Annotated in this window: 13 protein-coding genes; 8 read left to right on the top strand and 5 right to left on the bottom strand. The window is 70.6% G+C overall.

Annotation, left to right across the window (positions count from 1 at the left end):
* The first annotated feature begins 15 nt into the window (after window positions 1–15).
* The 5 genes from atpD to VFE82_RS00175 all read left to right on the top strand — a co-directional run bounded on the left by atpD (window position 16) and on the right by VFE82_RS00175 (window position 5,837).
* On the top strand, window positions 16–1,425 hold the full coding sequence (atpD, locus tag VFE82_RS00155) for a F0F1 ATP synthase subunit beta (RefSeq protein WP_324998202.1): 1,410 nt from the start codon (window positions 16–18) through the stop codon (window positions 1,423–1,425).
* Between the two features lie 86 nt (window positions 1,426–1,511).
* Entirely contained in the window at window positions 1,512–1,940 is a 429-nt protein-coding gene (locus VFE82_RS00160; protein WP_324998203.1) for a F0F1 ATP synthase subunit epsilon, read from the top strand.
* Between the two features lie 106 nt (window positions 1,941–2,046).
* Entirely contained in the window at window positions 2,047–2,841 is a 795-nt protein-coding gene (locus VFE82_RS00165; RefSeq protein ID WP_324998204.1) for a class I SAM-dependent methyltransferase, read from the top strand.
* A 132-nt stretch (window positions 2,842–2,973) separates the two neighbouring features.
* Window positions 2,974–4,074: an ABC transporter substrate-binding protein gene (locus tag VFE82_RS00170; RefSeq protein WP_324998205.1), complete on the top strand. Its 1,101-nt coding sequence runs from the start codon at window positions 2,974–2,976 to the stop codon at window positions 4,072–4,074.
* A 107-nt stretch (window positions 4,075–4,181) separates the two neighbouring features.
* On the top strand, window positions 4,182–5,837 hold the full coding sequence (locus tag VFE82_RS00175; protein ID WP_324998206.1) for a catalase: 1,656 nt from the start codon (window positions 4,182–4,184) through the stop codon (window positions 5,835–5,837).
* A 7-nt stretch (window positions 5,838–5,844) separates the two neighbouring features.
* On the opposite strand, the gene VFE82_RS00180 is transcribed toward VFE82_RS00175, so the two are convergent.
* The 4 genes from VFE82_RS00180 to VFE82_RS00195 form a co-directional block, all read right to left on the bottom strand.
* Entirely contained in the window at window positions 5,845–6,021 is a 177-nt protein-coding gene (locus tag VFE82_RS00180; RefSeq protein WP_324998207.1) for a hypothetical protein, read from the bottom strand.
* Window positions 6,022–6,197: 176 nt separating this feature from the next.
* Entirely contained in the window at window positions 6,198–6,707 is a 510-nt protein-coding gene (locus VFE82_RS00185) for a TPM domain-containing protein (RefSeq protein ID WP_324998208.1), read from the bottom strand.
* Window positions 6,707–7,678, bottom strand: a complete 972-nt coding sequence (locus VFE82_RS00190) for a TPM domain-containing protein (RefSeq protein WP_324998209.1) — start codon at window positions 7,676–7,678, stop codon at window positions 6,707–6,709. The genes VFE82_RS00185 and VFE82_RS00190 overlap by 1 nt, the downstream gene beginning before the upstream one ends.
* A gap of 1 nt (window position 7,679) precedes the next feature.
* Window positions 7,680–8,279 (bottom strand): LemA family protein, encoded by a 600-nt coding sequence (locus tag VFE82_RS00195; protein WP_324998210.1) that lies wholly within the window; start codon window positions 8,277–8,279, stop codon window positions 7,680–7,682.
* A gap of 42 nt (window positions 8,280–8,321) precedes the next feature.
* On the opposite strand from VFE82_RS00195, the gene VFE82_RS00200 reads away from it, so the two are divergent.
* Genes VFE82_RS00200 through VFE82_RS00210 form a run of 3 tightly spaced genes read left to right on the top strand, consistent with a single transcriptional unit; the run spans window position 8,322 to window position 10,631 of the window.
* Window positions 8,322–9,074, top strand: coding sequence for a hypothetical protein (locus tag VFE82_RS00200; protein ID WP_324998211.1), 753 nt, complete (start codon window positions 8,322–8,324; stop codon window positions 9,072–9,074).
* 10 nt (window positions 9,075–9,084) lie between these two features.
* On the top strand, window positions 9,085–9,534 hold the full coding sequence (locus tag VFE82_RS00205) for a YybH family protein (protein WP_324998212.1): 450 nt from the start codon (window positions 9,085–9,087) through the stop codon (window positions 9,532–9,534).
* A 38-nt stretch (window positions 9,535–9,572) separates the two neighbouring features.
* The gene (locus tag VFE82_RS00210; protein WP_324998213.1) at window positions 9,573–10,631 is read left to right on the top strand and encodes a YheT family hydrolase; all 1,059 of its coding nucleotides are present in this window, start codon (window positions 9,573–9,575) and stop codon (window positions 10,629–10,631) included.
* A gap of 156 nt (window positions 10,632–10,787) precedes the next feature.
* Here the strand turns inward: VFE82_RS00210 and mrdA are convergent, their stop codons facing one another.
* Window positions 10,788–13,214: a penicillin-binding protein 2 gene (gene mrdA / locus VFE82_RS00215; RefSeq protein WP_324998214.1), complete on the bottom strand. Its 2,427-nt coding sequence runs from the start codon at window positions 13,212–13,214 to the stop codon at window positions 10,788–10,790.
* Between the last annotated feature and the right edge of the window lie 24 nt (window positions 13,215–13,238).

Raw genomic sequence — 13,238 nt, forward strand, 5'->3', positions numbered from 1 at the left:
TTTCGGAGCGAAACAATGGCTCAAATCCAAGGAAAAATCGTCCAGTGCATCGGCGCCGTCGTGGACGTCGAGTTCCCGCGCGACAAGATGCCGCGCGTGTACGACGCGCTGAAGATGGAAGGCACCGCGCTCACGCTGGAAGTGCAGCAGCAGCTGGGTGACGGCGTGGTCCGCACCATCGCGCTGGGCTCCTCCGACGGCCTGCGCCGCGGCTCCATGGTCTACAACACCGGTGCGCCGATCACGGTGCCGGTGGGCAAGGCCACCCTGGGCCGCATCATGGACGTGCTGGGCACGCCGATCGACGAGCGCGGCCCGGTCGACCAGGCCCTGACCGCCCCGATCCACCGCCGTGCGCCGGCCTACGACGAGCTCTCGCCGTCGCAGGAACTGCTGGAGACCGGCATCAAGGTGATCGACCTGATCTGCCCGTTCGCCAAGGGCGGCAAGGTCGGCCTGTTCGGCGGCGCCGGCGTCGGCAAGACCGTGAACATGATGGAGTTGATCAACAACATCGCCAAGGCGCACTCGGGCCTGTCGGTGTTCGCCGGCGTGGGTGAGCGCACCCGCGAGGGCAACGACTTCTATCACGAGATGGCCGAGTCGGGCGTCGTGAAGCTGGACAACCTGGCCGAGTCGAAAGTGGCCATGGTGTACGGCCAGATGAACGAGCCCCCGGGCAACCGCCTGCGCGTGGCCCTGACCGGCCTGACCATCGCCGAGTCGTTCCGCGACGAAGGCCGCGACGTGCTGTTCTTCGTGGACAACATCTACCGCTACACGCTGGCCGGCACGGAAGTGTCCGCGCTGCTGGGTCGCATGCCGTCCGCCGTGGGCTACCAGCCGACGCTGGCCGAGGAGATGGGCCGCCTGCAGGAGCGCATCACCTCCACCAAGGTCGGCTCGATCACCTCGATCCAGGCCGTGTACGTGCCGGCCGACGACCTGACCGACCCGTCGCCCGCCACCACCTTCGCCCACCTGGACGCCACGGTGGTGCTGTCGCGCGACATCGCCGCGCTGGGCATCTACCCCGCGGTGGACCCGCTGGACTCGACCTCGCGCCAGGTCGACCCCAACGTGGTCGGCGAGGACCACTACAGCACCACCCGCGCGGTGCAGGCCACCCTGCAGCGCTACAAGGAACTGCGCGACATCATCGCGATCCTGGGCATGGACGAACTGTCGCCGGAAGACAAGCAGGCCGTGGCCCGCGCCCGCAAGATGCAGCGTTTCCTGTCGCAGCCGTTCCACGTGGCCGAGGTGTTCACCGGCTCGCCCGGCAAGTACGTCCCGCTGGCCGAGACGATCCGCGGCTTCAAGATGATCGCCGCCGGCGAGTGCGACCACCTGCCCGAGCAGGCGTTCTACATGGTCGGCACCATCGACGAGGCCTTCGAGAAGGCCAAGAAGCTGGCGGCCTGAAGATGACGCCGGTGCCCGCCCCCCTGCGCGCCACGCTGCCCACCGGGCGGCGAGGGCTGGCTTGAGGCGGCCCGACGGAGACCGACATGGCAGACACCACCCACACCATCCACGTCGACGTGGTCAGCGCCGAGGAGTCCATCTTCTCCGGCGAGGCGCGCTTCGTCGCGCTCCCCGGCGAGTCCGGCGAGCTCGGCATCTATCCGCGCCACACGCCGCTGATCACGCGCGTGAAGCCCGGCTCGGTGCGCATCGAGAAGGCCGACGGCGGCGAGGAGTTCGTCTTCGTTGCCGGCGGCATCCTGGAAGTTCAGCCCAACCGCGTCACCGTCCTGTCTGACACCGCCATCCGCGGCAAGGACCTGGACGAGGAAAAGGCCAACGAGGCCCGGCGGGCCGCCGAGGAAGCGCTGAAGAACGCCAACAGCGAGATCGACATCGCCAAGGCGCAGTCCGAGTTGGCCGTGATGGCCGCCCAGATCGCGGCCCTGCAGAAGTACCGTCAGAAGAAGTAGCCAGCGGATCGTGGCCCAGGAAAGCCCCGTGACGCGAGCGCCCGGGGCTTTTCTCTTTTAGCCCCGCGCATCGCTATACTCGACAGTCGGGAAGGAACTCGACGGCATGCTGCCTTTCGAACAAAACGTTGCGGACATTTACGGCATCTTGGACACCGCCGAGGGCGGTCACAGCGTGGCCCAGTTCCGCAGCCTGCCGCAAGCCAATCAGTACCGGCTGCTGTACAGCCTTGTGGCCCGGCACATGCCGCGAGGTGCCCGCGTTCTCGACTGGGGCAGCGGCAATGGCCACTTCTCGTTCTTCCTGGCGCGCCAGGGGGCGACCGTTACCTCCTATTCCTACGAACGCGAACCAGCGATCTTCAGCCTGCTCGAGCCCGCGGAGCGTGCGCGCGTCGCGTTCGTCCCTGGAGCACAGGGTGGTTCGACATCGATCCTGCCATTCGACGATGCGTCCTTCGACTGCGTGTTCAGCATTGGTGTGCTTGAACACGTGCGTGAGATGGGTGGCTCCGAGGAGGGAAGCCTGGCGGAGATCCATCGGGTGTTGCGTCCGGGCGGTCGCTTTGTCTGCTATCACCTGCCCAATCAGTTCAGCTGGATCGAGGCGTTGAACAGGCTCGTGCACGGGCCGCTGGACCCCTCGATGCGAATCCCGTGGAAATACCACAAGTACCGTTTTACCCGGCCAGCAATCGCGGCACTGTGTACCGGGGCCGGTTTCTCCGTCACCGAAATGCATCGATACGGCGCTCTCCCACGCAATGTGCTCGGGCGCGTGCCGGGCCGGCTGCGCGGATCCCGGCGGCTGTCGACCGCGTTGAATGCTATCGACTTGGTGCTCGAGAAGGCGCTGACTCCCATCAGCCAGAACTACGCGTTCGTCGCCACACGTCCCTGAGCATCCAACAAGCGTCGCGGGTGACCAACACGCCCGCGATGGTTCGGGTTTGCCGCTGGCCCGTGAGGCGGATACCCGCCTAAGCTCGGCATGACGCGACCGGGACCGTCCGCGGCACGGGAAGAAAAGTCCATGCGCAAATCGTTCTGTACCCTGTTGGCTGCCCTGGCTCCGCTGGTCTGGGCCGGCGACATCGTCGTCGGCCAGTCTGCCCCACTGTCGGGTGCCAACGCCGAGTTGGGCAACGACATCCGCAACGGCGCGCTCGCGTATTTCAAGAAGGTCAACGACGCGGGGGGCCTGCCCCAGGGGCGCCTGCGGCTCGTCACGCTGGACGACCGCAACGACGCCGCGCAGGCGGGCGAGAACACGCGCAAGCTGCTGGAGGACGACGAGGTCGTGGCGCTGTTCGGTTATGCCTCGTCCACGCTGAGCCTTCCGGCGATGCCCGCTGTGGCGTCCAAGCGGGTGCCGTTCTTCGCGCCGTTCACCGGCGCCGACGCCATCCGCAAGCAGAACGACTTCGTCTACACGATCCGTGCGACCTATGCGGACGAGATCGAGAAGATCGTCAATTTCTGGGGCAACCTCGGCTCCACCCGCGTCAGCGTGCTGCACTACGACGACGCGGTCGGCAAGCAGAACTTCGAGACCGTCGCCGCCGTGCTGAAGAAGTTCCAGCGCACGCCGGTGTCGGTGGCGATCCGGCGCAACGCCGAGATCGGCGAGCAGGACGTGCAGGCGATGATCGCCGCCGACCCGCAGGTGGTGGTGATCACCACGCTGTATGCGCCGGCCGCGCAGATGATCCGTCGCCTCAAGGCCGCCGGCCGCGGCTACATGTACACCAGCCTGTCGTTCGCCGGGGCCAGCCAGCTGGCGCGCGCGCTCGGCCCGGACGCGGCCGGCGTCTCGGTCTCGACCACGGTCCCGACCCCGCGCTCGCACGGGCTGCCGGTGGTCCGGGAGTGCGGCGAAGCCTGGCAGGCCGCGGGGCACGCCGGGTCGATGTCGGTGACGGCGCTGGAGGCCTGCATCGCCGCCAAGGTCCTGGTCGAGGGCATGCGGCGCGCCGGCAAGGACCTCGGCCGCGCGAGCCTGCAGCGCGCGCTCTCCGCGCTCGGCCGTTACGACGCCGGTGGCTACGCGGTCGACTTCAAGCCCGGCTTCCGCCACGGCGGCAGTTACGTCGGCATGGCCTTGCTGCGGCCCAACGGCGACGTGCGCGACTGAGGCGCCGCGTGGGGCGGCGCCGCTGCGCCGTCCCGGCAGCGTCCGACAAACTGCCGCGCCACCGGCGCACTAGGCTGGCCGGTTCCGAATCGAACAGGGGAACCGCCATGGACAAGCAGAAGCAGGACGGCGCGGCGCAGGATGCCGGCGACCGCCCGGTGCTCACCACCCGGCAGGGCCATCCGGTCCACGACAACCAGTCGCTGCGCTCGGTCGGCGAGCGCGGCCCGGCCACCCTCGAGAACTACCAGTTCATCGAGAAGATCACCCACTTCGACCGGGAGCGCATTCCCGAGCGGGTGGTGCATGCGCGCGGCACCGGCGCGCATGGCTGGTTCGAACCCACCGGCCGCATCGGCGACGAACCGGCCTCCAGGTACACCCGCGCCAAGGTCCTGACGCAGGTCGGCGTGCGCACGCCGGTGTTCGTGCGCTTCTCGACCGTGATCGGCGGACGCGAGTCGCCCGAGACCAAGCGCGACCCGCGCGGCTTTGCCATCAAGTTCAAGACCGTCGAGGGCAACTGGGACCTGGTGGGCAACAACCTCAAGATCTTCTTCATCCGGGACGCGGTCAAGTTCCCGGACATGATCCACGCGTTCAAGCCCGACCCCGTGAGCAACCGCGAGGAGCCCTGGCGCTTCTACGACTTCATCGCCAACCACCCCGAGTCGCTGCACATGGTCACCTGGGTGAAGAGTCCGTGGGGGATCCCCGCCACCTACCGCGAGATGGAGGGCTCCGGCGTCAACACCTACAACCTGGTCAACGACCAGGGGATCGCGCACCTGGTGAAGTTCCACTTCGTGCCCCGGCAGGGCGTGCGCAACCTGACGGCGGAGCAGGCGGCGCAGATCCAGGCCCAGGACTACGGCCACGCCACCCGCGACCTGTACGACGCCATCGACCGTGGCGACCACCCGGAGTGGGAGTTCTGCGTGCAGCTGATGGCCGACGGCGACCATCCCGAGCTGGACTTCGATCCGCTGGACGACACCAAGCGCTGGCCCGAGGACCGCTTCCCGCTGTTGCCGGTCGGGCGGCTGGTGCTCGACCGCAACCCGGGCAACGTGCATGCCGAGACCGAGCAGGCCGCGTTCGGCACCGGGGTGCTGGTGGACGGGATCGATTTCTCCGACGACAAGATGCTGCAGGGGCGCACGCTGTCGTACTCCGACACCCAGCGGTACCGGGTCGGGCCGAACTACCTGCAGCTGCCGATCAACGCGCCGCAGGCGGCCGCGCGCGCCCACACCAACCAGCAGGGCGGGGCGATGGCAGCCTACGTCGACCCGACCGGCGCCAACAGGCACATCAACTACGAGCCCAGCCTGCTCGGCGGACTGCGCGAGGCGCCACGGCCGCAGAAGGATTACCACCAATGGGTCGAAGGCCACCTCGGCCGCTACCAGACCACGCGCACGCAGGACGACTACCGGCAGGCCGGCGATCGCTACCGCACCTTCGAACCCTGGGAACGCGACGAGCTGGTCGCCAACGTCGGCGGCGACTTGAAGGCGTGCCCCGAGCCGATCCAGCTGCGCATGGTGTGGCACCTGTGGCACTGCGATCCGGACTACGCACGGCGTGTCGCCGAGGTGGCCGGGATCGACCTGGAGCGGGCCAGGGCGCTGCCGCCGCTGCCGGGCAAGCCGGCCCCCGGCGAGAACCGCCCGCGCACCACCTACACCAGCGGACAGGCCGAGGAGCCGGCGCGCGCCCAGCAGGCGACGCCGGCACGCGAGACCGCGCCGGCGAAGTAGCGGCTGCTCAGGCGCCCTGGAGCGCCGACAGCAGCAGCCAGGCGCCGCCGACCACGGCGCCGATCCCGAGCAGCCGGCGCATGTCGCGCCGGGCCAGACCACGGCCGGAGGCCAGCCGCGCCAGCACGAGCGCCAGGGCCACGCTGACGGCCATGAGGGGGAGCAGGGCGGATTCGTCGTTCATGCCCCGAGTGAACCACGGAAGGCGCGGCTGCGGCGGCGCGCCCACGGTGCAGGGTGGGACATTCTGCAAAAGGCCGCAGGCGCGGCAACGCAGAAGGAGGCGCTGTCCGGCTCGTGCATGGCCGCCGGCGCCGACCGGGACGGCCATCCCTGCGCGGAACACGCCGCCGCGCAGTATCAGCCCAGCACCGGCTCGTCGGGCAGCTCGTTGGAAGGCTGGGTCTGCGGACCGGCCGGGAAGTGCTGGACCAGCAGGGCCGACACTTCCGCCAGCGCCTGCGTGAGCCCGTCCTCGAAGCGGCCGTCGCGGAACGCGCCCCCCATGCGCTGCACGATGCGCTGCCACTCGCCCGCCTCGACCCGGTGGGCCAGCCCGCGATCGGCCACGATCTCGATCGCGTGCTCGCACAGCAGCAGGTAGATCAGCACCCCGTTGTTGTGCTCGGTGTCCCAGACCCGCAGCTTGCCGAACATCGCGACGGCCCGTTCGCGCGCCGTCGCATCCCGCCACAGGTAGCTCATGGGCAGCGCCGCCTCGACGTAGATGCGGACCTCGCCGGTGTGGCGCTGCTCGCTCGCCTGGACCCGCGCCGCCAGCCGCTGCACCAGCTCGGGCGGCATCGCCCGGCGCGTGTCGGCATCGTCGAGCCAGCGGTGCCGCAGCATTCGTCGCAACCGTGCCAGCATCACCAGTCTCCCGAGGCGCCGCCGCCTCCGAAATCGCCGCCACCGCCGGAGCTGAAGCCACCTCCACCCCAGCCCCCACCGCCACCGCCGCCACCGCCGCTGCCCCAGCTTCCGCCGCCCCAGCCACCGCCGACGATCGGGCCGCCCCAACCGCCGCCGCGCCGCCCGCCGCCGCGGCCGCCGCGCTGCAAGCCGCCCAGGGCCGAACGAGCCGACTGGAACACCGCGAACAGGATGCCGACGAAGGCCGCGACCAGCGCCACCCCGATGCTGGAAGTGATCCACAACGCCGCGGCACCGGTGCCCACGCCGGTGAGCATCGAGCCGACCCGGTGGCCCAGGACGGCCCGCAGGATCCAGCTGGCGATGGGCACCAGGAACAGGAAGAAGATGGCCAGGTCGATCCATTGCGGACCCGGCGTCGCGGGCGCGGACTGCTGGGCCGGCGCAGGCAACGCTTCGCCGTTGATGCGCGCGATGAGCTGGTCCGCCGCGAGCTGGAGCCCCCCGGCATAGTCGTTCTGCCGGAAGCGCGGCGTGATCGCGTTCTCGATGATCTGCCGGGCCGCGAGGTCCGGGACGGCCCCTTCCAGCGTCTTGGCCACCTCGATGCGCACGCGGCGGTCGTCCTTCGCGACGATGAGCAGGATGCCGTCGCCCACCTGGCGCCGCCCGATCTTCCAGGCGTTCGCCACGCGGTTGGCGTAGCTGGCGATGTCCTCGGGCTGCGTCGTGGGCACCAGCAGCATCGCGATCTGCGTGCCCTTGCCGGCCTCGAACGCGGCCAGCTTGTCCTCCAGCCCGCGTCGCTGGATGTCGTCGAGCGTGCCGGTCTGGTCGATCACCCGCGCCGTGAGCGCGGGCACCGGCAGCACGCCCTGGGCGAACGTCCACCAGGGCGCGAACAACGCCCCGGCCAGCACGAGCAGTTTCAGCACGGCCGCGCCCACGAACGCGCGGACGCCACCCATCTCACTTCTTGGAGGCGCCGGCGCCGAAGTCCACTTGCGGCGGCGTCGAGATCTGGGCCTCGTTCTGCACCGTGAAACTCGGCTTGGCCTGGTAGCCGAACGCCATCGCCGTCAGGTTGGTGGGGAAGCTGCGCGCGAGCACGTTGTACTGCTGCACCGACTGGATGTAGCGGTTGCGCGCGACCGTGATGCGGTTCTCGGTTCCCTCGAGCTGCACCCGCAGGTCGCGAAAGCCCTGGTTCGCCTTCAGGTCGGGGTAGCGCTCGCTCACGACCAGCAGGCGGCTGAGCGCGCCGGAGAGTTCGCCCTGCGCCTGCTGGAAGCGCTGGAACTGCTCGGGGTTGTCCAGGACCTCGGGCGTCACCTGCACCGACGTGGCCTTCGCGCGGGCCTCGATCACGCGCGTCAGCGTCTCCTGTTCGAAGTTGGCCTCGCCCTTGACCGTGGCGACGAGGTTGGGCACGAGGTCGGCGCGGCGCTGGTACTGGTTGAGCACCTCCGACCAGGCCGAGCGCGTCTGCTCGTCCAGACGCTGGAAGTCGTTGTAGCCGCAACCGGACAGGGCCAGGGCGGCGGCCAGGGCGACGAGCCAACGTTTCATGCCGTTCTCCTCGAAAGTGCGGGCGACGGTAGCATAGCCGGGATGCGCGATGTGGCACTTCAAGCGCTGCAGGCGGAGCGGCTCGCCAGCCCGCCTGCGGTTCCCGTGCGGGGTCGCCTGGTGATCGCCGGCGCCACGGGCGTGCTGGGCAGCGAGGTGCTGCAGCGGCTGGTCGGGCTGGGCCAGTTCGCCGCCACCCAGGTGCTCGCCCGCGAACCGATCACCGCCGGCCTGCGCCGCGTGGGCACGACGCTGGTGCCGTCGGACGACCCTGCCGACTGGCCCGCGGGCTCGGCCGACACCGGCGTGGTGCTGTTCGAGCCGCCGCGCCTGTTCCATGAGCGCGAGCGGGCCCTGTGGACCCCGCTGCCCGAGCAGCTGCCCGCACTGGCGCAGTGGATGCGGCGCAGTGGCGTGCGCACGCTGGCGCTGGTGCTGCCGCATGCGCAGGGGCGCTTGCCCGAGGCGCTCAAGCGCGGCCTCGCCACCCTGGACGAGCAGGCGGTCGCCGCGCTCGGCTTCGACTGCCTGGTGATCGTGCGCGCGGCGCAGAAGCCACCCGGCCCGGGGCCGCGCGGCTGGCTGCCCGGGCTGGCGCGCTGGATGCTGTCGGTCGCCAAGTACATGGTGCCCGCTGGCGAGCAGCCGGTGCGTTCGCCCAAGATGGCGGAGTTCGTCGCCGCCGCGCTGCAGTTCGCGCCGCCGGGCATCCACATCGCGGCGCCCGACCTGGTGTGGAGCGCGGCGCAGGGAGACGTGCGGCAGGCCGTGCGGCAGTGGCTGCTCCCCGCATAATCGGCCGGCCATGCGCAAGTCCAAACTCCAGGCCGCCAACCTCGAGGGCAATGCCGATGACGTCGAGGCCGCCTTCTACGATGCCCTGCAGAACGCCGACATCGACAAGCTGATGGCCTGCTGGGCCGACGAGGACGACATCTTCTGCATCCATCCCGGCGGTCCGCGGGTGGTCGGCTCCATCGCCATCCGCGCCACGTTCGAAGCCATGTTCGCCAACGGCAGCATCCGCGCCTGGCCCGAGCGCGTGCGCAAGGTCGAGTCGCTGGGCAGCTGTGTGCACAGCCTGCTCGAGAAGGTGGAAGTGCTCACGCCCGAGGGGCCGCGCCAGGCCTGGGTCATCGCCACCAACGTCTGGCACAAGACGGCGCAGGGTTGGCGCCTGGTGGCCCACCATGCGAGCCCCGGAACGCCCAGCGAGATCCAGGAGGTCTCGGACACGCCCGCGGTCCTGCACTGATGCTGGCCGGCGCGATCGGGACGCGGCCGGCTGCCGGCATGGCCTATGCCGCGCCGTGGTGGCTGCCGGGCGGCAACCTGCAGACCATCTGGCCGGCGCTGTACGGCCGCCGCACTGCCGGCACGGCGCCGCGCTACCGGCGCGAGCGCTGGACTGCGCCCGACGGCGACTTCATCGACCTCGACTGGCTCGAGGATGGCGCATCCGCCTCCGCACCCGCGTCCGAGCCGACGCCGGCGGCTGCGCGAGGACTTCCGGCGCGCGACGACGCCGTGGCCGCCCGCGCGGCGCGGTCGCGGCGGCCGCTGCTGGTCCTCTTCCATGGCCTCGAGGGATCGTCGCGCAGCCATTACGCCGAGGCGTTTGCCGACGTCGCGCGCGAGCGCGGGCTGGCCTACGTGGTTCCGCACTTTCGCGGCTGCAGCGGGGAACTCAACCACGGGCCGCGCGCCTACCACTCGGGTGACCACGAGGAGATCCAGTGGATCCTGGAGCGGCTGCGCGCCGCGCATGACGGCCCGCTGCTCGCCGTGGGCGTCTCGCTGGGCGGCAACGCACTCCTGCGCTGGGCCGGAGAGGCCGGCGCCTGCGCTTCGCGGCTGGCCGACGCGGTCGCGTCGGTGTGCTCGCCGCTGGACCTGGCCGCCGGCGGCCAGGCGATCGGCCGCGGCTTCAACCGGCTGGTCTACACGACCATGTTCCTGCGCACGATGCGGCCGAAGGCGCTGGCCAAGCTGGCGCAGCACCCCGGCCTGTTCGACCGGCAGGCGCTGCTGGCGGCGCGCGACCTGTACGAGTTCGACAACGTCTTCACCGCGCCGCTGCACGGCTTCCGGGGCACCGACGACTACTACGCACGCGCCTCGGCCAAGCCGCACCTGGCGCGCATCCGCATCCCGGCGCTGGCACTGAACGCGCGCAACGACCCGTTCGTGCCGGCGGCCAGCCTGCCGGACGCGCGACAGGCCGGTCCATCGGTCACGTTGTGGCAGCCGCAACAGGGCGGCCATGTCGGCTTTCCGAGCGGGCCTTGGCCGACGCACGTGCGCGCGATGCCGCAGGCCGTGGGCGCCTGGCTGCTGGCCCACATCGGCTGAGGTGGCGGTCGCGCTGGCGCCGCGCCAGCCTGGTCTCGCCTGCCGCCGGGCTCGCCAGCGGGCGTTCGTGCACGTCTGCGTTGCAGGGAGCGCCGGCGGTCGACCGGTGCCGGCTGCTTCGCTGCGGCCGGGGCCCTCGCACCGGGCCCGGGGCCTTCAGCGGACTGGTGCGACGGCCGGGAGGCTGGCCGGCGCGCGCGCGGCGCTGGCGGCCGAGGCGGGGGGCACGGTGTGCGCGGCGGCGACCATCCGCACCGGGGTCGCCGAGGCAGGCCGTGCCGGGGCGGAGGCCGCTGCCGTCGCCACGGCCGACGCGGCGGGCGTGCGCGGTGCGGAGGCCGGCTGCGCGGCGGCCACGGGCGCGGCGGCTGCCGTCTTCGCCACGGGTGCTGGTGCGCCCGCTGCTGGCGTTCCCGCGAGCCCGGCCGGCGCTGACGCTGGTGCCGATGCGCTCGCCGGAGCGGACGCCGCCTTCATCGCGGTGGCCGGTGCCGAGGCCGGCTTCGTCGCGGCCGTGGCCACGGCCGCGGAGGCCGCAGCGACTGGCGTGGCCGCCGCCGAGGCCGGCGCCGCCGCCATGGTGGCCGCCGACGCTGCGGGCAGGGCCGGCGTCGCGCCGCCCGCGCCGGCGCCGCCGGGCGGCCACGCCACTTCGGCGGCGTTGCGCGGCTTGCCGATGGGGCGGCCGGCCTTGCCCTGCCGCACCGCCGCCATGTCTTCCTCGCTCGGATACTGCCCGAGCAGCCAGTAGTCGAACACCCGGCGTGCGATCGGGGCCGCGGCGGTGGCGCCGAAGCCGGCGTTCTCGACGATCACAGCCACCGCGATCTTGGGGTCGTCGGCCGGCGCGAAGGCGATGTAGAGCGCGTGGTCCCGCTGGTGCTCCTCCAGCTTGGAGGCGTTGTACTTCTCCTTCTGGCCGATGGTCACCGCCTGGGCGGTGCCGGTCTTGCCGCCCGAGACGTAGCCGGCGCCCGCGAACACGCCAGCGCCGGTGCCGGCCTGCGTCACGCTCACCATGGCCTTGCGCACCACGGCCACGTTCTCGGGCTTGAAGCCCAGGTCCTCGCCCGGTTCGGCCGGCAGCGGCGCCTGCTGGTGGGTCATCGGATCCTGGGTGCCGATGACCAGCCTCGGCTTGTGCTTGATCCCGTTGTTGGCGAGGATCGAGGTGGCCTGCGCCAGCTGCAGCATGGTGAAGCTGTTGTAGCCCTGGCCGATGCCCAGCGAGATGGTTTCGCCGGCGTACCACTTCTTCTGCTCGGGCCGCTTGTAGTAGTTGCGCTTCCACTCCTGGCTGGGCAGCACGCCGCGCACCTCGCCGTAGATGTCGATCCCGGTGATCTGGCCGAAGCCCAGGGGCTTCATGAAGTCGTGCATGAGGTCGACCCCCATGTCGTTGGCCAGCGAGTAGAAGTAGACGTTGCTCGAGAGCGCCACGGCGCGCTGCATGTCCACCGGGCCGAGGCCGTGGTCGCCGTGGCTGCGGAACACGTGGCCGCCGAACGACCACGAACCGTTGTCCATGACGACCTGGCTGGCCGAACGCTTGCCGGTCTGCAGCGCGGCCAGCGCCATGAAGGGCTTGTAGGTCGAGCCGGGCGGGTAGGTGCCGCGCAGTGCGCGGTTGAGCAGCGGCTTCTCGATCGACTCGTTCAGCGCCTGCCAGTTCTCCGCGTCGATGCCGTCGACGAACAGGTTGGGGTCGAACGTGGGCTTGGAGACGAACGCCAGCACCTCGCCGGTCTTGGGATCCATCGCCACCAGCGCGCCACGGCGGCTGCCGTACATGTCCTCGACCAGCTTCTGCAGCTTGATGTCGATCGACAGCAGCACCGTGTTGCCGGGCGTGGCGGGCTTGCTGTCGAGCTTGCGCACGGCGCGGCCGCCGGCGGAGGTCTCGACCTCCTCGACGCCGGTGGCCCCGTGCAGCTGCTTTTCCAGGCTCTGCTCGACGCCCAGCTTGCCGATGTACTCGGTGCCGCGGTAGTTGGCCTGGTCATCCTCGTCCCAGTCCTCCATCTGCTTCTTCTCGGCCTGGTTGATGCGGCCGATGTAGCCGATCACGTGGCTGGCCAGCTCGCCCCAGGGGTAGCTGCGGAACAGGCGGGCCTTGATCTCGACCCCGGGGAAGCGGAAGCGCTGGGCCGCGAACCGCGCCACTTCCTCGTCCGTCAGCTTGGTGCGGATCGGCAGCGACTCGATGCTCTTGGTCTCCTCCAGCAGCTTGCGAAAGCGCCGCTTGTCGCGCGGCTGGATCTCGATGACCTGCGCCAGGTCGTCGATGGTGCGCTCGACGCTGGTGGTCAGGCGCGAAGGCGTGATCTCCAGCGTGTAGGCCGAGTAGTTGGTGGCCAGCACGATGCCGTTGCGGTCCAGGATCAGGCCGCGGTTCGGCACGATCGGGACGATGGCGGTGCGGTTGTTCTCGGCCTGCTCGTTCAGGTCGTCATGCCGCCAGACCTGCAGGTACAGCAGGCGCAGCGCCAGCAGGAAGAAGCACACCAGCACCGCCAGGCTGGCGGCCAGCACGCGGGCACGGAACCGCGACAGGTCGGCTTCGACGTTGCGCAATTCGGTCATGGTGGTGCGGCGGTGCTAGGGGCT

Origin of the sequence: Ramlibacter sp., assembly GCF_035655895.1 — a bacterium.
Taxonomy (GTDB): Bacteria; Pseudomonadota; Gammaproteobacteria; order Burkholderiales; family Burkholderiaceae_C; genus Ramlibacter.